The following is a 22,499-nucleotide window of genomic DNA, read 5'->3' on the forward strand; positions in this document are numbered from 1 at the left end:
ATCCGGGATCCGCATGTCCGGAGCGATCGGCGCTGCTACTAGGCTCACGGTCGTCATGGGGGCCGGTACGACCAGGGTGGGGGACACCGAGCAATGCGCGCACTGCGAATTCTGTTGATCGTCGTCGTGATCCTCGGCGGGCTGTTCGTCGCCGCCGACCGGGCCGCCGTGTACTTCGCGGAGACCGAGGCGGCGAGCAAGATCAAGAGCAGCCAGGGACTCGGCAGCGAGCCCGACGTGTCGATCAAGGGCTTCCCCTTCCTCACCCAGGTCCTGGGCAACTCGCTGGACGAGATCGAGGTCAGCGTCGGCGGGATAACCGCCACGGCCGAGGGCCGTGAGGTCGAGGTGACCGAGGTGAGGGCCGAGCTGCGGGACGTACGGGTGAACAGCAGCTTCTCGTCGGCGATCGCGGGCAGCGCGGAGGGCTCGGCGCTGATCTCGTACGAGGACCTCACCAAGTCCGCGCCGAAGGGCGCGACGGTCGGCTACGCGGGGCCCGAGCGCGCGGCGAAGGGCCAGGTCAAGGTCTCGGGACCGCTGGACGAGCTGGCGGAGGGCGCGGGCATCGACGTACCGAACGCCCTCAAGGGCCTGCTGAAGGAAGACTTCACGACCTACAGCACGGTCTCGCTGGAGAACGGCGACACGGTCCGCCTGCGCGCCGAGGACCTCCCCAAGCTGCCGGTGCCGGGTGTGGACGACAAGCTGAGGGACGTCGTGGACTACGACCTGAAGATCGACGGCCTGCCGTCGACGATCACGCTGGACAAGGCGACGTCGACAAAGGACGGCCTCCGCTTCTCGGGCACGGGCACGGACGTCGACCTCACGAACTGACGCACCCGCGTCCGGGGCGTGGGCGTTGGCCGACTGCGGCGGACTGCCGGACCCGGGCCCGGCAGTCCTGCGGGGCCGCGCACTCACGAGTTGCTGGGTTCGCCGCGTCGGCGGCTGACGGGCCGGCTACGCCGCCCGCCCGACGCGTCGACGGGCCTACGGCGGGGCGCGCCGCCGCGCCGTCGGCTGGCGGACTCGACTGCCGTACGGGCTCACCTGCGGGGGACGCTCACGAGCTGCCGGGCATGCCGGTTACGCGCTGACGCGCTCCTCTGCTGGCCGCGCAGACCCGCCGGGTACGCCCGCTGCCTGACGTGTTGGCGAACCTGCGGCGGATAGGGTTTGTGGCTCGGCGCACCGGCGCGCCGCGCCGCCCGGCTGGCGGGCTCGGCTGCCGTACAAGCTCATTTGCGGGGCGCGCTCATGAGCTGACGACCTTGGCGTTACGCGCTGACGCGGTGCCTTGCCGGGTACGCCCGACGCGTTGGCGAACTTGCGGCGGACGGGTTTGTGGCTCGCCGCGCTGGCGTGCCGCCGTGCCGCCCGGCTGGCGGGCTCGGCTGCCGTACGGGCTCATCTGCGGGGCGCGCTCATGAGCTGGCGGGCTTGCCGGTTTCGCGCTGACGCGCTGCTCTGCGGGGTACGGCCGCCGCAGGACGTGTTGGCGAACCTGCGGCGGACGGGTTTGTGGCTTGCCGCATCGGCGTGCCGCCGTGCCGCCCGGCTGGCGGGCTTGCCGGTTACGCGTTCACGCGCTGCCCTGCCGGGTGTGTCGGCCGCCTGACGCGTTGGTGAGCTTGCGGCGGACGGGGTTTCTGGGTTGCCGTACCGGCGCGCCGTGCTGTCGACCGCGCGGGCCGGGCCCGTTGGCCAGCGGGTCGGCTGGCAGACCGACGGGCTTGCCCGCCGCGCACGCTCACGGGCTGCCGCGCTCTCCTGCCGGGCACGGCAACCTGCCCGACCGCTTGCTGGCCGCTCGCGAGCTGCTGGGCTCGCCTGTCGGCGCGCTGACCTGCCGGTCGGCTGGCCCGCGGGCGCACTCCCGCTTGCCGGTTACGCGCTGACGCGTTCCCCTGCCGGGCCCACGGCCCGGACCCGCCGCGTGGCGCGCCGGGTCGACGGGTGCGCCAACCCGGGCGCCTGACGCGCCGTATCGTGAGACGGGGATGTCCATCACGCAGATGCGTCGGGCGTTCGAGGGGCCTGGGGGGCGGGTCACCGCAGGCGGCGGAGGCGAGTCGTCCCGGGTGTTGGACGATCGCGTCTCATCATCCGACACGTCGGTGACACCGCACCGTATCCGTCCCTACGATCGGACGCATGCAGTGCTTCATCAGCGGTCTCCAGCAGCGGGGACAGGCGAACCTCACGAAGCGGCGGGCAGTCGACCTGTGCCGCGTCGCCGCCATGCTCTGTCGCACCGCCTGAGCGGGACACGTCCAGCCCGCCTTCTCTCCCCGGCCCTTCGACCATGTCAGGGCCACCCCGTGCCGTACGCAGCCCGCCGCGCCCCCGTGCCCGGAAGGCGCCGCCGCCCGCACCACCCGCCGCACACTGCCCCGGAGGAGAACACATGAGCCGCAGCGACGTCCTGGTAGACGCCGACTGGGTCGAGGCCCACATCGACGACCCGAAGGTCGTCATCGTCGAGGTCGACGAGGACACCTCGGCGTACGAGAAGAACCACATCCGTAACGCCGTGCGCATCGACTGGAAGCAGGACCTCCAGGACCCGGTGCGCCGCGACTTCGTTGATCAGGAGGGCTTCGAGAAGCTCCTGTCCGCGAAGGGCATCGGCAACGACGACCTCGTGATCCTCTACGGCGGCAACAACAACTGGTTCGCGTCGTACGCCTACTGGTACTTCAAGCTCTACGGCCACGAGGGCGTCAAGCTCCTCGACGGCGGACGCAAGAAGTGGGAGCTGGACTCGCGCGACCTGGTCGACGCGGTGCCCGAGCGCGCGGCCACGCAGTACAAGGCCAAGCCGCAGGACACGTCCATCCGCGCCTTCCGTGACGACGTCGTCGCCGCGATCGGCAGCCTGAACCTGGTCGACGTGCGCTCGCCCGACGAGTTCAGCGGCAAGCTGCTCGCCCCGGCGCACCTCCCGCAGGAGCAGTCGCAGCGCCCCGGCCACGTGCCGAGCGCCCGCAACATCCCCTGGTCGAAGAACGCCAACGACGACGGCACCTTCAAGTCGGACGACGAGCTCAAGGCCCTCTACGAGGAGGAGCAGGTCGACCTGGCGAAGGACACCATCGCCTACTGCCGCATCGGTGAGCGCTCCGCGCTCACCTGGTTCGTGCTGCACGAGCTGCTCGGCCAGGAGAACGTCAAGAACTACGACGGTTCCTGGACCGAGTACGGCTCCCTCGTCGGCGTGCCGATCGAGCTCGGCGCGGCCAAGTAAACCTGCCCTGCCCCGACGCCCGGAGCCCCGACCGGCACGCCGGTCGGGGACGCCCGGACCATCCCGCGAGACCAGCTGCCTGACTCGGAGGACAGATCCCTATGTGCGGAGCGAAGGCCGGCGGCCCGGACCCCTCGACGATCAAGCCCGGTGAGACCACCATCCAGGGTTCCGTGACCCGTGACGGCGAGCCCGTCACCGGCTACGTACGCCTGCTGGACTCGACCGGAGAATTCACCGCGGAGGTACCGACCTCGGCGACCGGACAGTTCCGCTTCTACGCGGCCGAGGGCACGTGGACCGTGCGGGCCCTCGTGCCGGGTGCCACGGCGGACCGTACGGTCGTCGCGCGGACCGGCGGACTGGCCGAGGTGGCCATCGCCGTCTGAGCCGGATCACGGTCCGGGCGCGACACGAGCGGCCGAAGGGCCGCGCCCCACGGGAGTTGGACGCTTCCACAGACGGGGCGCGGTCCTTCGTGCCGTCGTAAGCTCAATGTATGTATTCGCGGCGCCGTCGCAGCTACTTCGTGCTGATGGGCGTGTGCATCGCCCTGTTCGTCTCCGCCTGGGCGTTCGTACGCCTGTGGTCGGTGCCGGCCGCGATCGGCATGTGCGTGGTCGCCATGGCCATCCCGCCGGTCGCGGCGATCGTCGCGAACAGGCGCGGACCCGACGACCGCTGGTGGGACGAGCCGCCGGACGAGCCGTCGGGCGATCCGAAGTCGGACGAGTGGTGGGACGAGCTCGACGGCAAGAAGAAGCCGCCGCAGCCACCGAAGTGAACGGCCCCCCGGCCCCCGTCCCCGCCCCCCCGTGCCCCGGTCGGCCCATCCCGCTGCGCGACCACCGCGAGCAGCAGCGTCGTCGCCGTCGCGGACGGAGCGCTTACGTGCCTCCTCGACCGTGATACGGCCCTGTGGGTCCGAGCGGGGTGTACGGCGCACTCCGTCGTACCGGTCGCGCCCGGCGCGTCGCGGCGCGTCCCGGTCGGTCCTCGCCGGGGCACGGCGATCCCGTCGCACCCCGGCGCGTCCGGCGCGCCCCCGTCGGTCCTAGCGGGGTGCCGCGCGTCCCGTCGCACCCGGCGCGTCCCGGTGAACGGACCGTACGGAAGCCCCGCCCCCCCCGCACGTCAGTAGACGAGCGCCTGTACGTCGTCCGCCATCGCCTCGCTGACGAACACCTGCGCGCCCGCGATCCGTACGCCCTCCAGCACGTCCTTCTCCCCGATGTCCCGCCGCGCCGCGCACTGCGTGCACAGCGTGATCCGGCCCGCCGACCGGATCGACTCGATCAGCTCCGGGAGCGGCGCGGCGTGCGGCAGCTCGAACGTGGCGGCACGTCCCGGCAGCGCGAACCACGCGGACTCGCCGGTCAGCCAGAGGGAGACCTCCACACCACTGGCCACCGCGACCGCCGCCACGGTGAAGGCCTGCGAGCAGCGCTCCGGGGCGTCGGCGCCTGCGGTTACCTTGATCACGAGCTTCTTCGCCATGGCCCGAACTGTAATGCGCGGTCGTACGCCGGGCCCCGGCCCCGTCCCGCCGGTCCACCCCCCGCCGCCCCCCGCGCACCTCGCACGGAGAGGCCGGTTCCCACCCATTAGGCTGGGGACCCGCCCACCACGCCCCGACGCCCTTCGAGGAGCACCCCGTGCTTGAGGACTTCTTCTCCGCCCTGCTGGCCCTGATCGTGGTGGGCGTCCTCGCTTTCGCCGTGCTGGTCGTGAAGAAGCTGTACCAGGGGCAGCACTGACCGAGGCCGGCCCCCGGCCGCCCGGCGCTCCCCCCTCACCACCCCGCTCCTCCTCCACCCGAATTCCTACAGATCGCCTGAGCTGCTCATGATCGAGATCCCGTCCGACCTCAACCCGGACCTTGTTCCGCTCGCCTTCCTCCTCGGTGACTGGGAGGGCGTGGGCGTCTTCGACTTCCCCGGTGAGGAGAAGGCCAACTTCGGCCAGGAAGTCTCCTTCAGCCACGACGGCCGGGACTTCATCGAGTACGCCTCGCACACCTGGGCGCTCGACGCCGACGGCAAGAAGCTCCGCCCCATCGAGTCCGAGTCCGGCTTCTGGCGCATCGACAAGGACCGCAAGGTCGAGGTCGTCATGGTCCGCGACCAGGGCGTCGTGGAGATCTGGTACGGGGAGCTCGCCGACCAGAAGCCGCAGATCGATCTCGTCACGGACGCGGTCGCGCGTACGGCGTCGGCCGGCCCGTACAACGGCGGCAAGCGGCTCTACGGGTACGTCAACAGCGACCTGATGTGGGTCGGCGAGAAGTCCACGCCCGAGGTGCCGCTGCGCGCGTACATGTCCGCGCATCTGAAGAAGGTCGTCTCGCCGGAGCAGGTCGCGGCCTGGGCCAAGGACCTCGGCGATCTTCCGGACGACGGGATCGCGTTCTTCAAATAGTTGGACCGGCCCGCGCGCGGCCCGCGCTGCCTACACTGGGTGCGTGGTGAGCACCGACTGGAAGAGTGACCTGAGGCAGCGCGGCTACCGCCTGACCCCGCAGCGCCAGCTTGTCCTCGAAGCCGTCGACACCCTGGAGCACGCGACTCCGGACGACATCCTCGTCGAGGTACGCAAGACGGCCTCCGGCGTGAACATCTCCACCGTCTACCGGACGCTGGAGCTGCTGGAGGAGCTCGACCTGGTCTCGCACGCGCATCTGGGGCACGGCGCGCCGACGTACCACCTCGCGGACCGGCACCACCACATCCATCTGGTCTGCCGCGACTGCACGAATGTCATCGAGGCGGACGTGACGGTCGCCGCCGACTTCACCGACAAGCTCCGCGACACGTTCGGCTTCACGACGGACATGAAGCACTTCGCGATCTTCGGCAGCTGCCGCAACTGCACCGCCCGCGCGGCGAGCGGCGACTCGTAGCCGGGTCGTACGCTTGTCGGTATGCAGCGACAGTCAACGACCAGCCCGCTCCTCTCCCTGCCCGGTGCCGTGGCCGCCGAAGGACAGGACGAAGGTGTCGCCGCCCACTACGGCGATCTGTTCCGCGAACAACGCGCGCTCGCCGACGGCAAGGGTCTGGTGGACCTCTCGCACCGCGGCGTCGTCGCCGTCACCGGCGACGACCGGCTGAGCTGGCTCCATCTGCTGCTCACCCAGCACGTCAGCGAACTGCCCGCCGGCCGGGCGACCGACGCGCTGATCCTCTCCGCGAACGGCCATATCGAGCACGCCCTGTATCTCGTGGACGACGGCGAGACGGTCTGGGCGCATGTCGAGCCCGGCACGCGCGAGGAACTGGTCGCCTATCTGGAGTCGATGAAGTTCTTCTACCGCGTGGAGGTCGCCGACCGTACGGACGACTTCGCCGTGGTCCACGTGCCGGCCGGGTCCATCGCGGAGGCGCCGGAGGGTGCCGCCGTACGGGAGACGCCGTACGGCCGCGACATCTTCCTGCCGCGCGCGGACCTGGAGTCGTACGCGCGGCTGAACGGCCCGCCGGCCGGGATTCTGGCGTACGAGGCGCTGCGCGTCGAGGGGCACCGGCCCCGGCTGAACTTCGAGACCGACCACCGCACCATCCCGCACGAGCTGGGCCTGATCGGCAGCGCCGTCCATCTGGAGAAGGGCTGCTACCGGGGCCAGGAGACGGTCGCGCGCGTGCAGAACCTGGGGAAGCCGCCGCGCCGGCTGGTCTTCCTGCACCTGGACGGGAGCGAGGTGGTGCTGCCCGGGCACGGTACGCCCGTACGGCTCGCCGCCGACGGCGAGGACGGCCGGCAGCTCGGCTTCATCACGTCCTCGGCCCGCCACCATGAGCTGGGGCCCATCGCGCTGGCCCTGGTCAAGCGCAATGTGCCGTTGGACGCGCCGCTGATGGCGGGGAACACACCGGCCGCGCAGGAAGTGGTCGTGGAGGCCTGAGCGGACGCCCGGGCCTCCTGTCTCCCTCCTCGCACGTGCAACGGCACGTGCTCGCCCGGCGGGCGCCCGCTCACATCTCCAACTGCACCGTGAACGGGCCCTGGTTCGTGAGCGTGACGCGCATGTCCGCTCCGAACCGGCCCGTCTCGACCCTCGCCCCCAGTTCACGCAGCCGCGCCACGACCTCGTCGACGAGCGGTTCGGCGATCGCGCCCGGCGCCGCGGCGTTCCAGGTGGGGCGGCGGCCCTTGCGGGCGTCCCCGTAGAGGGTGAACTGAGAAATCACCAGGAGGGGTGCGTCCGCCTCCGAGCAGGACTTCTCGTCCGCGAGAATCCGCAGCGTCCAGAGTTTGCGGGCCAGTTGGGCCGCTTTCTCCCTCGTGTCCTCATGGGCGACTCCCACCAGCACACACAGCCCCTCGCCCTCGATCTCGCCGACCGTCTCGGTCCCCGACTCCGTCACCACGGCGACACTCGCGCCGTCGACTCTCTGCACCACTGCTCGCATACGGACCAACCTATCCAGGGCCCGTCGTGCGCCCATCCAGGGCCGAACGGGTGCAGATCGCCTGCATGTGCACGTGCAGGAGTGGCACGATGCACGCAGGCGGAGCGAGGGGAAGTAAGCGCGCATGAGCACATCTGGTGCCGGGCAGTCGCCCGGTCCTGTACCCATCATCGGTACGACGTCCGGCAGGGGCGCCGGTGCCGGTGCGGCGACGGTCCGGCCACCGGCACAGCGGGCGCCGGGCGGTGAGAACGCCCTGCGGCTGCCCGAGTTGCGGGCCCTGCGCCGGGACGCGACGCGCGACGAGGCCGACCTCAGCTATCTGCGCCGGCTGCTCCAGGGCCGTATCGACATCCTGCGGGCCGAACTGGCGCGCCGGGCGGCGCCCGAGACTCCGGTCGTGGACCGGCTCTCCGAGATCCTGGCGGACACTCCCTCGCTCCACCGGTCGTCGGCGCGGCATGTGACTCTTTCCACACCCCGGAACGAGGAGTTCCGACTGCTGGCCGCCGAAGCGCTCGCCGAGGTGGAGCTCTCCGACCTGGCAGCCCGTACGGACGAGGAGCTGCACGCGGCGATGGGCAGGCTTGTCCGGCATGAGCAGCAGGTTTCGCGGCGGCGTCATCTTCTCCAACGGACGGCGGACGAGTGCAGCGCGGAGATCGCGCGCAGGTACCGTGAAGGCGAAGCACAAGTAGACGACCTGCTCACGTAATGCCATGACTGCCTTCCGGAGCGGTCCCCGCCCGGAAGGCCGATGATGACGACTCGCAGGACCACGCCCACGACCACGCCCCCGGCCGGGAGCACGCCCGCGCCCGGGAACACGCCAGCAGCCGGGAACACGCCCGCGGCCACCTCCACGGTCACCGACGCCACGGTCACCGACGCCGGACCGCTCCCCGCCGCTCCCGATGCCGTGTCCCCGGTTCTCGCGGAGGTCGTGCGGTCCGGTTTCGTGGAGGGCAGGCACCGGGGCTCGCTGGTGCTGCTCGCGGCCGACGGGGGTGTCGAGTTCGCGCTCGGCGACGTGGACGTGCCGGTCTTCCCGCGCTCCAGCAACAAGCCCCTCCAGGCCGCCGCCGTCCTGCGTGCCGGGGCCCAACTGACCGGCGAGCGGCTGGCGTTGGCGGCGGCGAGCCACTCCGGCGAGGCGTTCCACCTCGATCTCGTACAGAGGATGCTCTCCGAGTCGGGACTGACGGCGGACGATCTGCTGAACCCGGCCGATCTCCCGCTGGACCGGGTCGAGGCCGAGAGGTATCTGGCGGCGGGGCGGGTCAGGGACCGCGTCACCATGAACTGCTCGGGCAAGCACGCGGCGATGCTGGCGGCCTGTGTGGAGAACGACTGGCAGCTCGGCACCTATCTGGAACCGTCCCATCCGTTGCAGCGGCTCGTCGCCGACGTGGTCGAGGAGGCGTCGGGGGAGCGGGTCGCGGCGATCGGTACGGACGGCTGCGGCGCCCCGCTGATGGCCATCGGCCTCACCGGACTCGCCCGCGCCTTCCGCCACTTCGTACTCGCCGAGCCCGGCAGTCCCGAGCGCCGGGTCGCGGACGCGATGCGCGCGCATCCGGAGTACGTGGCCGGTACGCGCAGGACCGACACCTGGCTGATGCGCGAGGTGCCAGGCACGCTCTCGAAGATGGGCGCGGAGGCCGTGCAGGCGGTGGCGCTGGCGGACGGCCGCGCGCTGGCGTTCAAGGTGGACGACGGCGGGCCGCGCGCGCTGGGGCCGGTACTGGCGCGGGCGCTGAGACTGCTCGGGGTGGAGAGCCCGGTGCTGGCCCGGATCGGGCGGGCGCCGCTGATGGGGGGCGACGCGGAGGTCGGCGAGGTCCGGACGGTGTTCTGAGGGCGCCGCGAAAAACCGGAGGACTTTCCGTCCCTCTTCTGTTTAGCGTACGGATCATGGCCATCGACGTCCGAGTGATCCGCGAATCCGAACTCCCCGACTGGCTGCGCGCCCTGAACACCGGCTTCCTCAGGGCGCCCTCGGTGAGCGAGAAGGAGGCCGAGGAGCGCCGGCCGACCCTGGACGCGAGCCGGATGCGGGGCGCCTTCGACGACGGCCGGTGCGTGGCGACGTACCGCACCTTCGCGCAGGAACTGACCGCCGTGGGCGGCGCGCCGCTCCCCGCCAACGCGATCACCAACGTCACGGTCTCGTCCACGCATCGACGCCGCGGGCTGCTCAGCCGCATGATCGGCGACGATCTGGCGGAGGCGAAGGAGCGCGGCGACGTCGTGGCCACGCTGATCGCGGCGGAGTACCCGATCTACGGGCGGTACGGCTTCGGCCCGGCCGCCTGGACCACCGACTGGTCCATCGACGTGCCGCGCGCGGGCCTGGACCCGCGCCGCTCCGGGCAGCCGGACGACGGCGGGCGGATCGACCTGGTCGACGGCGCGACCGTACGGAAGCTGGGCCCCGCGCTCCACGACCGGCTGCGCTCGGCCAGGCACGGTGTGATCAGCCGCGACGACCAGTGGTGGCAGGGCTTCACGAGCGCGGCGCCCTGGCACCGCGGGCCCTGGATCGAGCCGTTCCACGCGGTGTACCGGACGGCGTCGGGCGAGGTCGAGGGGATGCTGACGTACCGGGCGGACGAGGCGTGGGGCGACGCCAAACAGCCTCTGAACACGGCCACGGTGGTCGACGCGATCGGCGTGACGCCGGCGGCGGAGCGCGCCCTGTGGGGTTACGTCTGCTCGATCGACTGGATCAAAACGGTCCGCACCGGCTACCGCGCCCCCGACGACCTGCTCCCGTTCTTCCTGCCGGACCCGCGCGCGGCCAGGATCGTCACGCAGGCGGACTTCCTGTGGGTGCGGATCCTGGACACCGTACGGGCGCTGGAGTCCCGTAGGTACGCGGCCTCCGGCTCCCTGGTCCTGGATGTCCACGACCGCGCGTCCCTGGCCTCGGGCTGCTTCCGCCTGGACACCACCCCCGAGGGCACCACATGCGCCCCGACCACCGAATCGCCGGATCTGACGCTGGACGTCCGGGAGTTGGGGGCGCTGTACCTGGGGGACGAGTCGGCGGTCCGGCTGTCGGCGCTGGGCACGCTGACGGAGGACAGGCCCCACGCGGCGTCCCGCACGGACGCGCTGTTCCGCACGTCCCGCCGACCGTGGTGCCCGGACATTTTCTGACAACTCACGTCAGGCGCACGGAGGTTGTAGCGTCGGGATGGTGAACCCTGAAGGCGGCGCACCGAGCGGCAGGGCCAGGACGACACCGGAGGAAATGGCGGAGGTTCTCCGCGACCGGATTGACTCCGGTGAACTCCCCGTCGGCGACGCCATGCCCACGCAGGCCGCCCTGGTCAAGGAGTTCGAGGTGCAGCGCGGTGTCGTGCGGGGGGCCCTGAAGATCCTCCAGGAGGAGGGGCGGCTCACCGAGCCCACCCGAGGAGCGCCGGCCCGCGTCGCTGGCGCGGAGGCGGCGGACGGCACCCCTCGCCCGACGTTGGTGGTGCTGGGCCCCCGGATCGACGCGGCCTTCGGCGCCGAGCACGTCCGGTTGGACGCCATCTGTCTCACCGCGGAATCGCTGAACATGGCTTTTGGCGAGCAGTGCAGACTCATCTGCACCCGCAAGTCAGTGCCCGCCACGGTCAAGGTGCGTGTGCTGATGCCCAACCGGGACATCAACCTGGCTTTTCCCCGGATGATCAGCAGCCCAGAGGAGGCCGATCCCGTCCACCGGCGCTGGCTACAGATGCGCAACGCGCACGGCACCGTTCTCCGGGACCATCTGCGCGAGCTGGGCTCGGCCCACGACATCGACGTGGACGTGGAGTTCAAGGCGTTGCCCTTCACCCCGCCGGTGAAGCTGTATCTCATCAACGGCAGTGAGGCGCTGTTCGCGTACTACCGGGTGACGGAGCGCGAGACGGAGATCGACCGCAGGCCTGTGGCGTTGTACGACGCGCTGGGGAGCGAGTCGCTGCTCTTCTCGTTCGGGGCGGAAGCCGGGAAGCCCCATCGGGACCAGGCGTTCGTCGAACAGTCGCAGGTCTGGTTCGAGGCGCTCTGGACGACCATCGCCACCGACCTCGACCTGAGTTGAACACCGCGCGCTGCCGGCCGCCTTCCGGCCCGCCTCAGAGCCCGGCGACCGGCCCGGCCGCCGGGTCGACGCGCGATCAGCCGGTGGCCGGTTGCACCAGCAGCAGGGCCAGCACCACCGCGCCGATGGTGGCGCAGGTGGAGTTCCTGGCCTTGACTCCGATGGTCAGCAGGAGCAGTGACGCCGCGCCCGCCATGCCGAACTTCCATTGAACGAACTGCTCCAGCGCGAAGCCGATCAGAGGCAGCATGGCCCCTCCTTCAGGGACGAGGTGTGCGGTGCGCGTCCGCCGAAGAGGCTGATACGCGTGCGGAGTCGCCGGATAGGGTTCGGCCGTGACCGTCATTCGTGACCTGCTGGCCCCGGCTCGCTGTGTGCTTCTCGATTTCGACGGCCCGGTGGCGCGTCTCTTCTTCGGCCGCTCGGCGGGAGACATCGCCACGCGCTTGGTGGAGCGGATCCTGCGCGACATCCCTGCCGAGGAACTGGCGAGCGATCTCCTGTCCACCCGCGACCCGCTTCGCGTGCTGAAAATCTTCGCGAAGGGGCGGCCGGGCCACCCGCTCACACGGGAGCTTCACGCCATCCTGTCGGGGGAGGAGGTACGGGCCGCCCTGACGGCGAAGCCGACTCTGGGTGCGAGTCCGCTGATCCGTGCGTTGGTCGCCCTGGACCGTCGGCTGGCGGTGACGACCAACAACTCGGCTGAGGCCGCCAGTCTGTATCTCGCGCGAAGGAACTTGCTCCCGTACTTCGGTGCCGCCCATGTCCACGGCCGGACCGAGGACGTGGGCCTGCTCAAACCGCACCCTGACTCGCTCTCGCGCGCTCTCGACGGACTCGGCCTGCCACCGTCGGACGCCCTGATGATCGGCGACGGAGCGTCGGACGTCGCTGCGGCCGAGGCCGCCGGTGTCGCCTTTCTGGGCTACGCCAGGAACGAGCGGAAGTACAACGAACTCCGCGGTGCGGGCGCGCCGGAAGCCATGATCGTCCGGAGCCTGGAGCCGGTGCGCCGTGGTGCCGTGGAGCTGATACGGGGTTGAGGCAGTCATCATGCTTCCGATCCCGGAGTAACTTGACTAGCAACTGGACTACTTGTCTATAAGTAAGGCATGAGACTTGCTTGATCGGCAGTCCAGTTAGGTAAGTTGGCTGGAACCTGTACCTACCGAGTGGTCCGGTTGTACCGTGCTGGTATGCCTACCGAACGGGTAAGTGGCCCGCTACCACAGCAGATTGCCGACCAGTTGAGGGCGCGGATCGAGGATCAGGTCTATCCGCTCGGGGAAAAACTGCCCTCCCAGCGCGCGCTCGCCGAGGAGTTCGGTGTGGCGAGGGAGACGATCAAGGGCGCCCTGGCCCGGCTTGAGAGCGAAGGATTCATCAAGACGCGGCAGGGCGCGCGGTCCGAGGTGACCCGGGCCGGGGCGGGATCGGCGGCCGGCGAAGAGGCGGACGAGGCCTCGGTCGTCCGTACCCGGCAGATCCTTACGGACGCGCGACAGGCCGACCCCGATGTGAACAGCCTGGAATCTGTGATCAAGCGGGCGTTCCTGGAGAAGGAGGTGACATTGGACGCCTACTCCCTCACCACCGAGTCGCTGGGCCGTCATCTGGTCGGCCAGCTGGACGCGGTGGAGCGGGGCGAGCTGAGGCCCGACAGCGTCACGCTCCGCCTTCTGGTCCCATCGGGAGATTTCCAGCCCGCCTACCCGGCGGCCGTGGACCAGAGCGACACGGGCCCTTTCGAGCGCTGGCGCCGGAGCGTGGAGGTGCATCTGAGCGCACTGAAACAGAAGGTCATGATTCTGCGCGAGAAGAGCGACGTCACCACTGAAGTCCGCCTGGAGATCAAACGTGTTGAAGTCACACCTACGATCAAGCTCTACATCCTGAACGATGTCACGCTGCTCTTCGGGGTCTACGCCCTCGCGCCCCGCAACATGATCTTGGATGACGATTCGGTGGTTCTGGCACTCGACGTTCTCGGGCTGCAGAGCAATCTCTTCTACCATTCGGCGACCGACGACGAGACTCAGGGCTCTCTCTACCTCACGGAGTTCCAGGCCATGTTCGACGGCCTCTGGAAGCACGCCCACGGCATGCTGAGGATCTATCCGCCGGCCTGACGCGTCTGCGGAGGGTTGGTCCGGACTGCCGGCGCCGGGGGCGGCATACAGTGCGGGCGTGGATCTCTTTGTGACGGGGAACGGGCAGGTACGGGGGCGGCGGGTCGGGGGCGGGGTGGTGGCCGTGCTGGGGGTTCCCTATGCCGCGCCGCCGTTCGGGGGCGATCGGTTCAAGGCGCCGCGGGCCGCGGACGGGTGGCGGGGCGTGCGGGAGTGCGTCTCCTTCGGGACGATCGCGCCGCAGTCCGCCGTGCTGCCGGGGACACCCGCCTGGTCGCCCGGGGACGAGGACGTGCTGAGCCTCAACGTGTGGACCGGCGGGGACGTGGACGGGCGGCGGCCCGTGCTCGTCTGGATCCATGGCGGCGCCTACACGTTCGGTTCCTCCGCCCAGCCCGACTTCGACGCCACGGCCCTGGTCGAGGCCGGGCTGGTCGTCGTCACCCTCAACTACCGGCTCGGCTTCGAGGGGTTCGGTCATCTCCCCGACCCGACGTACCCCGACAACCGGGGGCTGCTCGACCAGATCGCCGCCCTGGAGTGGGTGCGCGACAACATCGCGGCCTTCGGCGGGGACCCCGCCAACGTCACCGTCGCCGGGCAGTCGGCGGGTGCGACGTCCGTCGCCTGTCTGACCGTGGCGAAGCGGGCACGCGGGCTGTTCCACCGCGCCATCGCCCACAGCCTGGTCGGCCCCGTCTACTCGCGCCGGCTCGCCGCCGTCACCACGCGCCTGGTGGCGGACGCCGCCGGGGTCCCGGCCACCGTCGAGGGGCTGACGGGGGCGTCGCCGTACGACCTGGTCCGCGCCTCCGACCAGGTCGTGGCCCATCTGCGCGAGGACCCGTCGGCGGGGGCGCGCCACTACGACCCGGTGCTGTACGGCCCGGTCGCCGACGGGGACCTGCTGCCCGCCGACCCCCTCGCCGTCGACCCGGCGGACCGCGCGGAGGTCGACCTGCTCGTCTGCCACGCGACCGAGGAGTTCTGGCTGCTGGACGCCGTCGGCAGCAGCAAGAAGGTCACGACGGAGGCCCAACTCAACACGTTCGCGAGGGACTTCGGCCTGCCGGACCGTCTCGTCGCGGCCTATCGGGCGCTGATGCCCGACGCGTCGGTGCTCGACGTGTACCTGGCGATCTACGGCGACATGTCCTTCGCCGAGTACAGCAGCCGCTTCGCCGAACGCCACGCCCGCGCGGGCCGCAGGACGTATCTCTCGCGCTTCGCCCGGCGCCGCGTTACGGAAGGCGGAGTCGTACACCCCTGGCACTGCGCCGACATCCCCTTCGTCTTCGGCACGCTCGACCTCCCCGAACTCGCCTTCCTCATCGGCGGCCCGCCGTCGGCGGAGGACCACGAGCTGTCGCGTCGCATGATCCGGGCGTGGGCGGACTTCGCCGCGACCGGCGACCCGGGCTGGCAGCCGCTGGGCGCGGCGGACGAGGCAGGCCGGGCGGCGGGCGAGGCAGGCACGGGTGCCGAGGCCAGCGAGGCCGGGACCGTACGGATCTGGGCGACCGGAGGCACCGACGGCACGACGTACGGTGCCTTCCGCGCGGCCTGGCGCACCGTCGACTACGCGGTCGTGCACCCCTGACCGCCCCTGACAGGATGGGCACATGACCGAGATCCGCACGCCACGCCTCCTCCTCCGCCGCTGGACCGACGACGACCTCGCCGCCCTGGCCGAGATCAACTCGGACCCGCAGGTCATGCGCTGGATCGGCGACGGTTCGGTCCTCGATCTCGACGAGACGGCCGGGGACATCGAGCGCTGGGAGGAGGAGTGGGACGACGAGGGGTTCGGGATCTTCGCCGTCGAACTGCTCGCCTCGGGCGAACTGATCGGCTGCGCGGGTCTCTCCGTACCCGGCTCCCCGCCGGAGGTGCAGCACGAGGTGGAGATCAGCTGGCGGCTCGGAGCCCAGTTCTGGGGCCAGGGTTACGCCTCCGAGGCCGCCCACGCCGTCTTGGAGTTCGCCCTCCAGGACCGGGGCCTGGAGCGGGTCGTCGCCGTGAACCGGATCAGCAACGAGGAGTCCGAGAACGTGCTCCGCAAGCTGGACATGGTCCTCGACCGGGAGACGAAGGACCCGGAGCACGGCTTCGCGCTGAACATCCACAGCATCGACCTCACCCAGTACGAGGCCTGACGCGTCCGCGGCGTGGCCCGAGCACCGTGTACGCCACCACGAACGCGGCCACCAGCAGTCCGGCCCCGACGCCGAAGGCCAGACGGTAGCCACCGGTCAGCGCCTCGGCCTCGGTCGCGCCGTCCGCCAGCAGGCGCTCGCTGCGCGACGCCGCCAGTGTGGAGAGGACGGCCACGCCCACCGCCATCCCGATCTGCTGTGCCGTGTTGAACAGCCCGGAGGCGAGCCCCGCGTCCTCCTCGCCCGCGTCGGACATCCCGAGCGACGTCAGCGCCGGAAGGGCGAGGCCGAAGCCGGCGGCGAGGAGCATCAGGGGCAGCACGTCGGTCGCGTAGTCGGCGTCGGCGGGTATGCGGGTGAGCAGTACGAGGAGGGTGATCAGCAGCAGAAGGCCGGTGAGCAGCACGTTCCGCTCGCCGAAGCGGGCGTTGAGCCGGGCGGAGACGCCCAGTGAGACGGCGCCGATGACGACCGCGGCCGGCAGCATCGCGAGACCGGTCTCGCCGGCGCCGTATCCGAGCACCCGCTGGAGGTGCAGCGCCAGGATGATCTGGAACGAGAACAGCGCGGCGACCATCAGCATCTGCACGGCGTTGGCGCCGACGACGGCGCGCGAACGGAGGATCCGCAGCGGCATGAGCGGGGTCGCGGCGCTCGCCTGGCGGGCGACGAACGCGCCGACGAGGGCGACGGCGAGGGCGCCGAGCCCCAGGGTGTGCGCCGACACCCAGCCGTACCGCTCGACCTCGACGACCGTGTAGATGCCCAGCATCAGTCCGGCCGTGATCAGCAGCGCGCCGATGACGTCCGCGCCGGCGGCGAGGCCCCGCGCACGGACGCCGACGCCGCTGTCGCCGGGCAGTACGCGGACGGCGAGGGCGAGGGCGGCCAGCCCGATCGGCAGGTTGATGAAGAAGATCCAGTGCCAGCTCAGGGCGTCGGTGAGGAGTCCGCCCGCGACCTGGCCGATGGACGCCCCGGCCGCGCCGGTGAAACTGAAGACGGCGATGGCCCGGGCCCGTTCCGCCGGCTCGGTGAAGAGCGTGACGAGGATGCCGAGGCTGACCGCCGCCGCCATCGCGCTGCCGACGCCCTGCAGGAAGCGGGCCGCGATCAGTACGGCGGGGGAGCCGGCGACTCCCGCGAGGAGCGAGGCGGCGGTGAACACACCGGTGCCCGCGAGGAACACGCGCTTACGGCCCAGCAGATCGCCCAGTCGCCCCGCGAGGAGCAGCAGGCTGCCGAAGGCGATGAGGTAGGCGTTCACCACCCAGCTCAGGCCGGCCGGGGTGAAGCCCAGGTCGTCCTGGATGGCGGGCATCGCGACGGTGACGATCGAGCCGTCGAGAACGATCATCAGCATCCCGGAGGCGAGGACGCCGAGGGCGAGCGCGCGGGTGCGGGAGGAGGGGGGTGGGGGTCCGCCCGGGGTGCCGCTCGTGCCGCTGTCTGTCGCGGTCTCCGTCTCGGTCTCTGTGTCTGTGTCTGCGCTTGTCGCTGTGCCTGTCGCTGCGGCTTTTCCCGCGACGGTGGCTGGTTCGGACATGGGTCTCTCCTGTCGATGGATCGCCTCGATGGGCCGACAGGAGAGACCTTAGCGGATAGTTCCGTTGCAGACTATCTCTCTCGGACTTGCATGGGAGTCTTCCGGATAATCCGTCACGGATCGAATTGTTACGCTGGTGGACATGACCGCCATGACGCCCACCCGCTCGGCCCCGGACCTCTCCTACCTCCTCGACCACACCAGCCACGTGCTGCGTACGCGTATGTCCGCCGCGCTCGCCGAGGTCGGGCTCACCGCGCGTATGCACTGCGTGCTGGTGCACGCCCTGGAGGAGGAGCGCACCCAGATCCAGCTCGCCGAGATCGGCGACATGGACAAGACGACGATGGTCGTCACCGTGGACGCCCTGGAGAAGGCCGGGCTCGCCGAGCGCAAGCCGTCCAGCACGGACCGGCGCGCGCGGATCATCGCGGTCACGGACAAGGGTGCCCATCTCGCCGTACGGAGCCAGGAGATCGTCGACGACGTGCACCGGCGGGCACTGGCGGGGTTCTCCGACGCCGACCGCGAGACCTTCCTGCGGCTGATGAACGGCCTGGCCGAGGGGGAGTTGGCCACGCCGGCCGAGACGCCGGTCGCGGCGAGGCGGGCGCGCCAGCGCGAGAAGTGACCGGCGGTCGGCCGAGGCGGCCGGCGGGGGCCGGTGCTCCGGGCCGCTGCGTACCCTTCATCTCCATGGGCGAGACGACGGTGGACGGCGCGGACGGTCTGCGCGAGCGCAAGAAGCGGCAGACGTACGAGCGTCTGTCGGAAACGGCGATCACCCTCTTCCTGGAGAGGGGTTTCGAGAGGGTGTCGGTGGCCGAGATCGCGGCAGCGGCCGACGTCTCGAAGCCGACGCTCTTCCGGTACTTCCCCACCAAGGAGGACCTGGTCCTGCACCGCTTCGCCGACCATGAGGACGAGGCGGCGCGGGTGGTGACCGGCGCGCGCGGGGCGGGCTCCGCGCTGGACGCGCTGCGCCTGCACTTCGCCGACGGGCTGGCCCGCCGGGACCCGGTGACCGGCCTCAACGACGATCCGGGGGTGCTGGCTTACCACGGTCTGCTGTACGGCACACCCTCGCTGGTCGCGGGGGCGTACGCCTATCAGCGCAGGTCGGAGGCCGTCCTGGCGGACGCCTTGACGGAGGTCCTGACGGAGGCGGGGGGCGGTGCCGTCGGCGGGCCGGTCGTCGCGCGGCTCGCGGCCGGGCAGATCGTCGCCGTGCAGCGCGTACTCGCCGAGGGGAACTGGCGGCGGATCGCCGAGGGTGAGAGTGCCGACCGGGTCTACCCGGACGCGGTGGCGGCGGCGGGGCTCGGGTTCGGGCAGTTGCGGGACGGGCTCCCGCTCAACAATTGATTCTCGGTATCAAATTTAACTCGGTTACGTTATTCTCGATGGAATGACGTCACTCGACCATGAGCTGAGCCTTGCTCTCGGCGAAGAGCGGGCCTACCACGACATCTGCCGTACGGCCCTTAAGGGCATGATCGAAGGGGCCGACGAACGGGTCGCCTCCGGAGCGGACGTCTCCGCCTCCGGGGCGGACGCGGAAGTGCTCGGTTACCAATTCCGCAGCCATGCCAAGGAGTTGGCCGAACTGCCGGAGGGTCCGCTGTTCTTCGGACGGCTGGACTTCGGGAGCGGGGAGACGGACTCCGAGGCGAGCCGCACCGAGCCGGCCGGCGCCCCGGACCGCGCCCGTTACCAGGTCCCCGGTGATCACGCCGGGCAGAGCTACCACATCGGCCGTATCCGCGTCAGCGAACACCCGGCGTCCCCGCCCCTCGTGATCGACTGGCGCGCCCCGGTCTCCCGGGCGTTCTACCAGGCACGCGCCGCCGACCCCCAGGGCGTCGCCGTCCGCCGCCGGTTCGGCTGGGCACCGTGGAGCAAGGGGCTGTCGGAGGACCTCACGGGCCTGGAGGACGAGGTACTGCGGGCGACGGCCGGACCCCGCGCCACCGCCCCCCATTCCCCCGCCGGTTCCGCCCCCGGCGCGATCCTCGCCGAGGAGATCGAGCGCCCCCGCGTCGGCCCGATGCGCGACATCGTCGCCACCATCCAGCCCGAGCAGGACGATCTCGTACGCGACGGACTCGCCGAATCCGTCTGCGTCCAGGGCGCCCCCGGCACCGGCAAGACCGCCGTCGGTCTCCACCGCGCCGCGTACCTCCTCTACACGCACCCCGACCGGATCAAGCGCGGCGGACTGCTCATCCTCGGGCCCAACCGCACCTTCCTCTCCTACATCGCCGAGGTGCTCCCCTCCCTCGGCGAGACCGGTGTCCGGCAGTCCACGATCGAGGACGAGGTCGCCCGCCACCCGGTCGGCGCCGAGGACGGCGCGGCCACCGCGCTCGTCAAACACGACGTACGGATGGCAGAGGTGCTGCGCCGCGCGCTGTACGGGCGGGTCACCACTCCCGTCAACTCCCTTGAGGTGCCCGACGGTTCGTACCGCTGGCGGGTGCCGGCCGCCGAGCTGGCGCGGATCGTCGCCGACGTACGGGAGGAGGCGCCGCCGTACGCGGTCGGCCGTGAGCGGGTCCGCACCCGCGCCGTACGGCTGATCCAGCGGCAGGCCGAACGGCGCTCGGGCGTCACGAACAACGCCTGGCTCCAGAGGATCTCCCGCGCGCGCCCGGTGTCCGCGTTCGTGGACGAGGTCTGGCCGAAGGCCGCCCCCGAGGAGGTCGTGGCGGAGCTGCTCTCGGATCCGGCCGGACCGGCGGCCGACGGCATCCTGGACGCGGCCGAACTGCGGGCGCTGAAGTGGCCGAGACGTCGTTCCGCGCGTACGGCCCCCTGGTCGGCGGCCGATCTGCTCCTCCTCGACGAGGTGGCCGGGCTGCTCGAACGCCAGGAGAGCTACGGCCACATCGTGGTCGACGAGGCGCAGGACCTCTCCCCGATGCAGTGCCGCGCCATCGCGCGCCGCGCGGGATTCGGGTCGCTGACCGTGCTCGGCGATCTGGCGCAGGGCACCACCCCCTGGGCGGCCCGCGGTTGGCGGGAGCAGCTCACGCATCTGGGCGCGCCCGGCGCCCCGGTGGCCGGGCTGACCGTCGGATTCCGGGTCCCCGGGGCGATCGTGGCGCTGACGAACCGGCTGCTCTCCACGCTGGGCGTGGACGTACCGCCCGCCACGTCCCTGCGCGCCGACGGTGACCTGCGGATCGAGAGGGTGCGGGAGGCGGCGGGGATGGGCGCGGCCGTGATCGAGGCGGTACGGGCGGCGCTGCCGTACGAGGGGTCGGTCGCCGTCATCGCCGCCGACGGCGACATGGCGGGCCTGCGTGCGGCGCTGACCGGGGCGGGTCTGACGCCCGGGTCACCCGGTGAACTGGGCGCGCGCGTCACGCTGTTGCTGGCCTCGCTCGCCAAAGGGCTCGAATACGACCATGTGGTGGCCGTCGAACCGGCCACGATCGCGGCGGCGGAACAGCGCGGGGCGCACCGGCTGTACGTGGTGCTGACCAGGGCGGTGTCCCGGCTGCACGTGCTGCACAGCGCCGAACTGCCCTTCTGAGCCGCCGGCACGCCTACGACCGGTCGGCCCGCCTACGACCGGCCGTCGTGGCGGGCCTGTTGGTCCCGGTGGTCGGCCAGGACCTCACCGATCACATGGCGCGCGTTGACCGCGATCAGCGGGTTCGTGTGCAGGTAGTACGGCAGTTGGATCAGCGCCATCGACAGCGCCCGGCCGCGCCCCCGCGCCCATGTCGCGTCGTCGGTGCCCAGGGCGGCGCGGTAGTCGTCCCGTACACCGGCCGGAAGGAGGTTCCACGCGGGGATCAGGTCGGAGGCGGGGTCGCCCACCCCCGTCGTGCCGAAGTCGATGACCCCGCTCAGCCGTCCGCCGTCCACCAGCAGGTTTCCCGGCATCAGATCGGAGTGGACCCAGACGGGCGGCCCGTCCCAGTCGGGTGCGCGGAGGTCGGCCTCCCACGCGGCGGTCGCCGCTTCGGTGTCCACGATCCCGCCCAGGTCACGGAGGTCGGAGAGCGCGGCGCGGGTCGGGTCGTCGTCCTCGGCCAGCGGCCCGCTGCGGTAGGCGGGCGGCGCGTCCGTGGTGTCGAGCGGGCGCAGTGCCCTGACGAAGCCGGCCAGGTCCCGCGCCAGCGGCCCGGGTTCGGCGAGCCGGCCGGCCTCCGGGTGCACCCCGTCCAGCCAGCGGTTGACCGACCAGGGCCAGGGATAAGCCTCGGCGGGCGCGCCCAGGCCGAGGACGGTGGGGACGGGCACCGGCAGGCGGGCGGCGAGCCACGGCAGCCACCGGTGCTCCTTCGCCAGGTCGGCCACACCGCCCTCGATACGGGGGAGCCGTACGGCCATGTCGTCGCCGAGCCGGTACACCGCGTTGACGGTCCCGCCGGACGGAAAGTGCTCGACGGGAAGCCCGGCCCACTGCGGGAACTGCGCGGCGAGCAGCCGGCGCACCAGGTCCTCGTCGGTGGGTACCTCGTCGGCGTGCATCATGCGGGGTCCTCGGAATTCGCCGCGCCCTCGGAGTTCTGGGCGAGCTCGTACGCGTACGGCAGCAGCTCCCGTACCGGCACCGCCCGGGGACCCTCCTCCGTCGGCACGATGACCCCGACCCGGGGGAAGTAGTCCAGCAGCACCTGGCGGCAGCGCCCGCACGGCGGCAGCACACCCCGTCCGTCGCTCCCGACGGCCACGACGGTGACCAGGTCGTACGCCCCCACGGCCGCCGCCGCGCCGATGGTGACCAGCTCGGCGCAGGGGCCGCCGGTGAAGTGGTACACGTTCAGGCCGGTGACGATCCGGCCGTCACGGTCACGGGCGGCACAGGCCACGGTGTGGTTGTCGCCCTTGCCGTGGGCCACCACGAGCCGGGTCGCCACGTCGATGAGTTCGCGGTCGGCGAGTTCATGATCGAGGTCTGCTGTCAC

General features: G+C 71.2%; 25 protein-coding genes. 19 read left to right on the top strand and 6 right to left on the bottom strand.

What is annotated here, in order from left to right; genetic code table 11:
* The first annotated feature begins 93 nt into the window (after positions 1–93).
* The 5 genes from ACFWU9_RS01945 to ACFWU9_RS01965 all read left to right on the top strand — a co-directional run bounded on the left by ACFWU9_RS01945 (position 94) and on the right by ACFWU9_RS01965 (position 4,037).
* The gene (locus ACFWU9_RS01945) at positions 94–840 is read left to right on the top strand and encodes a DUF2993 domain-containing protein (protein ID WP_384313909.1); all 747 of its coding nucleotides are present in this window, start codon (positions 94–96) and stop codon (positions 838–840) included.
* A 1,320-nt stretch (positions 841–2,160) separates the two neighbouring features.
* Positions 2,161–2,268, top strand: a complete 108-nt coding sequence (locus ACFWU9_RS01950) for a putative leader peptide (protein WP_023540667.1) — start codon at positions 2,161–2,163, stop codon at positions 2,266–2,268.
* 145 nt (positions 2,269–2,413) lie between these two features.
* Positions 2,414–3,253: a sulfurtransferase gene (locus ACFWU9_RS01955; RefSeq protein ID WP_384313911.1), complete on the top strand. Its 840-nt coding sequence runs from the start codon at positions 2,414–2,416 to the stop codon at positions 3,251–3,253.
* 101 nt (positions 3,254–3,354) lie between these two features.
* On the top strand, positions 3,355–3,642 hold the full coding sequence (locus ACFWU9_RS01960; RefSeq protein ID WP_384313913.1) for a DUF1416 domain-containing protein: 288 nt from the start codon (positions 3,355–3,357) through the stop codon (positions 3,640–3,642).
* 110 nt (positions 3,643–3,752) lie between these two features.
* On the top strand, positions 3,753–4,037 hold the full coding sequence (locus ACFWU9_RS01965) for a DUF3099 domain-containing protein (RefSeq protein ID WP_384313915.1): 285 nt from the start codon (positions 3,753–3,755) through the stop codon (positions 4,035–4,037).
* Between the two features lie 350 nt (positions 4,038–4,387).
* On the opposite strand, the gene ACFWU9_RS01970 is transcribed toward ACFWU9_RS01965, so the two are convergent.
* Positions 4,388–4,750: a DsrE family protein gene (locus tag ACFWU9_RS01970; protein ID WP_384313917.1), complete on the bottom strand. Its 363-nt coding sequence runs from the start codon at positions 4,748–4,750 to the stop codon at positions 4,388–4,390.
* Between the two features lie 348 nt (positions 4,751–5,098).
* On the opposite strand from ACFWU9_RS01970, the gene ACFWU9_RS01975 reads away from it, so the two are divergent.
* Genes ACFWU9_RS01975 through ACFWU9_RS01985 form a run of 3 tightly spaced genes read left to right on the top strand, consistent with a single transcriptional unit; the run spans position 5,099 to position 7,154 of the window.
* Positions 5,099–5,671, top strand: a complete 573-nt coding sequence (locus ACFWU9_RS01975; RefSeq protein ID WP_384313919.1) for an FABP family protein — start codon at positions 5,099–5,101, stop codon at positions 5,669–5,671.
* Positions 5,672–5,714: 43 nt separating this feature from the next.
* Positions 5,715–6,152 (top strand): Fur family transcriptional regulator, encoded by a 438-nt coding sequence (locus ACFWU9_RS01980; protein WP_384313921.1) that lies wholly within the window; start codon positions 5,715–5,717, stop codon positions 6,150–6,152.
* Between the two features lie 21 nt (positions 6,153–6,173).
* Positions 6,174–7,154, top strand: a complete 981-nt coding sequence (locus ACFWU9_RS01985; protein ID WP_384313923.1) for a YgfZ/GcvT domain-containing protein — start codon at positions 6,174–6,176, stop codon at positions 7,152–7,154.
* A gap of 70 nt (positions 7,155–7,224) precedes the next feature.
* Here ACFWU9_RS01985 and dtd read toward each other — a convergent pair whose 3' ends face one another.
* The gene (gene dtd, locus ACFWU9_RS01990; RefSeq protein ID WP_384313925.1) at positions 7,225–7,662 is read right to left on the bottom strand and encodes a D-aminoacyl-tRNA deacylase; all 438 of its coding nucleotides are present in this window, start codon (positions 7,660–7,662) and stop codon (positions 7,225–7,227) included.
* Between the two features lie 124 nt (positions 7,663–7,786).
* On the opposite strand from dtd, the gene ACFWU9_RS01995 reads away from it, so the two are divergent.
* The 4 genes from ACFWU9_RS01995 to ACFWU9_RS02010 all read left to right on the top strand — a co-directional run bounded on the left by ACFWU9_RS01995 (position 7,787) and on the right by ACFWU9_RS02010 (position 11,743).
* Positions 7,787–8,377 (top strand): ABC transporter substrate-binding protein, encoded by a 591-nt coding sequence (locus ACFWU9_RS01995; protein ID WP_384313927.1) that lies wholly within the window; start codon positions 7,787–7,789, stop codon positions 8,375–8,377.
* Between the two features lie 45 nt (positions 8,378–8,422).
* Positions 8,423–9,520, top strand: coding sequence for an asparaginase (locus tag ACFWU9_RS02000; RefSeq protein WP_384313929.1), 1,098 nt, complete (start codon positions 8,423–8,425; stop codon positions 9,518–9,520).
* Positions 9,521–9,576: 56 nt separating this feature from the next.
* Positions 9,577–10,824: a GNAT family N-acetyltransferase gene (locus tag ACFWU9_RS02005; protein ID WP_384313931.1), complete on the top strand. Its 1,248-nt coding sequence runs from the start codon at positions 9,577–9,579 to the stop codon at positions 10,822–10,824.
* Positions 10,825–10,918: 94 nt separating this feature from the next.
* Positions 10,919–11,743, top strand: coding sequence for a GntR family transcriptional regulator (locus ACFWU9_RS02010; RefSeq protein WP_384313933.1), 825 nt, complete (start codon positions 10,919–10,921; stop codon positions 11,741–11,743).
* A 76-nt stretch (positions 11,744–11,819) separates the two neighbouring features.
* On the opposite strand, the gene ACFWU9_RS02015 is transcribed toward ACFWU9_RS02010, so the two are convergent.
* Positions 11,820–11,993, bottom strand: coding sequence for a hypothetical protein (locus ACFWU9_RS02015; protein WP_384313935.1), 174 nt, complete (start codon positions 11,991–11,993; stop codon positions 11,820–11,822).
* Between the two features lie 85 nt (positions 11,994–12,078).
* Between ACFWU9_RS02015 and ACFWU9_RS02020 the strand changes: the two genes are divergently transcribed.
* From ACFWU9_RS02020 to ACFWU9_RS02035, 4 genes are all read left to right on the top strand, one after another.
* Positions 12,079–12,789, top strand: a complete 711-nt coding sequence (locus ACFWU9_RS02020) for an HAD family hydrolase (RefSeq protein WP_384313937.1) — start codon at positions 12,079–12,081, stop codon at positions 12,787–12,789.
* A gap of 153 nt (positions 12,790–12,942) precedes the next feature.
* Positions 12,943–13,875, top strand: coding sequence for a GntR family transcriptional regulator (locus ACFWU9_RS02025; protein ID WP_384313939.1), 933 nt, complete (start codon positions 12,943–12,945; stop codon positions 13,873–13,875).
* A gap of 58 nt (positions 13,876–13,933) precedes the next feature.
* The gene (locus ACFWU9_RS02030) at positions 13,934–15,475 is read left to right on the top strand and encodes a carboxylesterase/lipase family protein (protein ID WP_384313941.1); all 1,542 of its coding nucleotides are present in this window, start codon (positions 13,934–13,936) and stop codon (positions 15,473–15,475) included.
* Between the two features lie 22 nt (positions 15,476–15,497).
* A complete protein-coding gene (locus ACFWU9_RS02035; protein WP_384313943.1) occupies positions 15,498–16,031 on the top strand; it encodes a GNAT family N-acetyltransferase in 534 nt (177 codons plus the stop codon).
* Here the strand turns inward: ACFWU9_RS02035 and ACFWU9_RS02040 are convergent.
* Positions 16,012–17,394 (bottom strand): MFS transporter, encoded by a 1,383-nt coding sequence (locus tag ACFWU9_RS02040; RefSeq protein ID WP_384314388.1) that lies wholly within the window; start codon positions 17,392–17,394, stop codon positions 16,012–16,014. The genes ACFWU9_RS02035 and ACFWU9_RS02040 overlap by 20 nt on opposite strands.
* 325 nt (positions 17,395–17,719) lie before the next feature.
* Here ACFWU9_RS02040 and ACFWU9_RS02045 point away from each other — a divergent pair, with 325 nt between their 5' ends.
* The 3 genes from ACFWU9_RS02045 (at position 17,720) to ACFWU9_RS02055 (ending at position 21,115) form a co-directional block, all read left to right on the top strand.
* Positions 17,720–18,208 carry a MarR family winged helix-turn-helix transcriptional regulator gene (locus ACFWU9_RS02045; RefSeq protein ID WP_384313945.1) on the top strand — a complete coding sequence of 163 codons (489 nt, stop codon included), beginning with the start codon at positions 17,720–17,722 and terminating at the stop codon, positions 18,206–18,208.
* A gap of 65 nt (positions 18,209–18,273) precedes the next feature.
* Positions 18,274–18,942 (top strand): TetR/AcrR family transcriptional regulator, encoded by a 669-nt coding sequence (locus ACFWU9_RS02050; RefSeq protein WP_384313947.1) that lies wholly within the window; start codon positions 18,274–18,276, stop codon positions 18,940–18,942.
* A 43-nt stretch (positions 18,943–18,985) separates the two neighbouring features.
* Positions 18,986–21,115 (top strand): HelD family protein, encoded by a 2,130-nt coding sequence (locus ACFWU9_RS02055; RefSeq protein ID WP_384313949.1) that lies wholly within the window; start codon positions 18,986–18,988, stop codon positions 21,113–21,115.
* A 32-nt stretch (positions 21,116–21,147) separates the two neighbouring features.
* Here ACFWU9_RS02055 and ACFWU9_RS02060 read toward each other — a convergent pair whose 3' ends face one another.
* Both ACFWU9_RS02060 and ACFWU9_RS02065 read right to left on the bottom strand, forming a co-directional pair.
* Positions 21,148–22,062 carry an aminoglycoside phosphotransferase family protein gene (locus ACFWU9_RS02060; protein ID WP_384314391.1) on the bottom strand — a complete coding sequence of 305 codons (915 nt, stop codon included), beginning with the start codon at positions 22,060–22,062 and terminating at the stop codon, positions 21,148–21,150.
* Complete coding sequence (locus tag ACFWU9_RS02065; protein WP_384313951.1) at positions 22,062–22,499, bottom strand: cytidine deaminase family protein; 438 nt, start codon at positions 22,497–22,499, stop codon at positions 22,062–22,064. Before ACFWU9_RS02065 ends, ACFWU9_RS02060 begins: the two co-directional genes overlap by 1 nt.

The sequence above is a fragment of the Streptomyces sp. NPDC058653 genome (assembly GCF_042716895.1).
Taxonomy (GTDB): domain Bacteria; phylum Actinomycetota; class Actinomycetes; order Streptomycetales; family Streptomycetaceae; genus Streptomyces.